Annotated in this window: 1 protein-coding gene; it reads right to left on the bottom strand. The window is 63.4% G+C overall.

Features of this window, described 5'->3' with window-relative positions; genetic code table 11:
- A partial coding sequence (gene hrpA / locus Y708_RS23085; RefSeq protein WP_035775414.1) for an ATP-dependent RNA helicase HrpA occupies nt 1-1694 on the bottom strand: 1694 nt, incomplete at its 3' end.
- Nucleotides 1695-1734: the final 40 nt, after the last annotated feature.

The raw sequence follows: 1734 nt of genomic DNA, 5'->3' as shown, positions 1-1734 counted from the left end.
GCCAACTGCCTGAGCTGCGCGAAGAGGTCCTGCCACTCCCGTACCCGGAGGTAGTTGATGAATTCGTTCCGGCACAGTTTTCGGAACTGCGTGGAGGAAAGCTCCTTTTGCTGGTCCTGGAGATAGCGCCACAGGTTGAGGTAGCCGGTGAAATCGGAGTTCTCGTCAAGGAACCGCTTGTGCTTCTCGGTGGCCGTCTGCAGTTTTGATCCTTGGTCGGCCTGCGGCCGCTCCCTGGGATCCTGGATGGTCAGCGCCGCGGCCAACACCATGACTTCCTTGGCGCAGCCTCGCCTGCCCGCTTCCACAATCATGCGGCCCAGGCGTGGATCCACCGGCAATTGGGCAAGCTGGCGCCCGACGGCGGAGATGTCGCCCTGCGCGCTTAGCGCGCCGAGCTCCTTCAGGAGGGTCACGCCGTCGTTGATTGCCTTCGAATCCGGCGGTTCGACGAAGGGGAAGTCCGCCACGTCCTTGGGGCCGCGGGTGACGCCCATGGCGGTCATTTGAAGAATGACCGCGGCGAGGTTGGTGCGTAGGATTTCGGGGTCGGTGAAGGGCCGCCGGGCCTCGAAGTCCTCCTCCGAGTACAGGCGGATGGCGATGCCGTCCGAGACGCGGCCGCAGCGGCCCGAGCGCTGGTTGGCCGAGGCTTGGGACACCCTCTCAATGGGGAGGCGCTGGACCTTGGTTCGGTGGGAGTAGCGCGAAATGCGGGCGGTTCCGGTGTCGATGACGTACTTGATGCCGGGAACGGTCAATGAGGTTTCGGCGACGTTGGTGGCCAGGATGATGCGCCGTCCGGAGCCGCCCGGGCTGAATACCCGGTGCTGTTCCTGCAGGGAGAGCCGGGCGAACAGGGGCAGGATGTCAGTGCCCTTCAGCCGCGGATTGGTCTGGACACGCGCCCGGAGTGCATCCGCAGCGTCGCGGATCTCGCGCTCGCCGGAAAAGAACACCAGGATGTCGCCCGGCGCTTCCTTGGCGAGTTCGTCGACGGCGTCGCACACCGCGTCCAGCGGGTCGCGGTCCTCCTCGAGCTCATCATCAGAGTCGGACGCTTCTGCTGGCTGGCTGAGTGGCCGGTACCGGATTTCCACCGGGTAGGTGCGTCCGGAAACCTCGATGATGGGCGCGTTGGTCTTCTGCTCCAGCGCTTCATCGGCAGCGAAGTGGTTGGCGAACCGTTCTGGGTCGATGGTGGCCGAGGTAATGATGAGTTTCAGATCCGGCCGCTGGGGAAGGATCCGCTTGAGGTAGCCGAGGATGAAGTCGATGTTGAGGCTGCGTTCATGCGCCTCGTCGATGATGATTGTGCTGTATTTCTTCAGGAGCCTGTCGTGCTGGATCTCGGCGAGGAGGATGCCGTCAGTCATCAGCTTAATCTTGGTGCTGCGACTCACCTGTCCGGTGAAGCGCACCTGAAAGCCGACCTCGTCCCCTACCTGAACATCCAGTTCCTGGGCAATGCGCTCTGCGACGGTGCGCGCAGCGAGACGGCGTGGCTGGGTGTGGCCGATCATGCCGTTTCGGGCAAGGCCCAGTTCCACGCACATCTTGGGGATCTGCGTGGTCTTTCCGGACCCTGTTTCTCCGGCGATGATGGTGACCTGATTGGCGGCGATGGCGGCCATAATGTCGGCCCGCCGCTCGGCGACCGGGAGCTCAGGGGGATAGGTGATGTTCAATGCCATGGTTGGGTCCAAGTCTACTTCCGCAAGGTGTGCGGTGATC

Origin of the sequence: Arthrobacter sp. H5, from assembly GCF_000520595.1 — a bacterium.
GTDB lineage: Bacteria > Actinomycetota > Actinomycetes > Actinomycetales > Micrococcaceae > Arthrobacter_D.
This window is presented reverse-complemented; position numbering and strand designations above follow the sequence as displayed.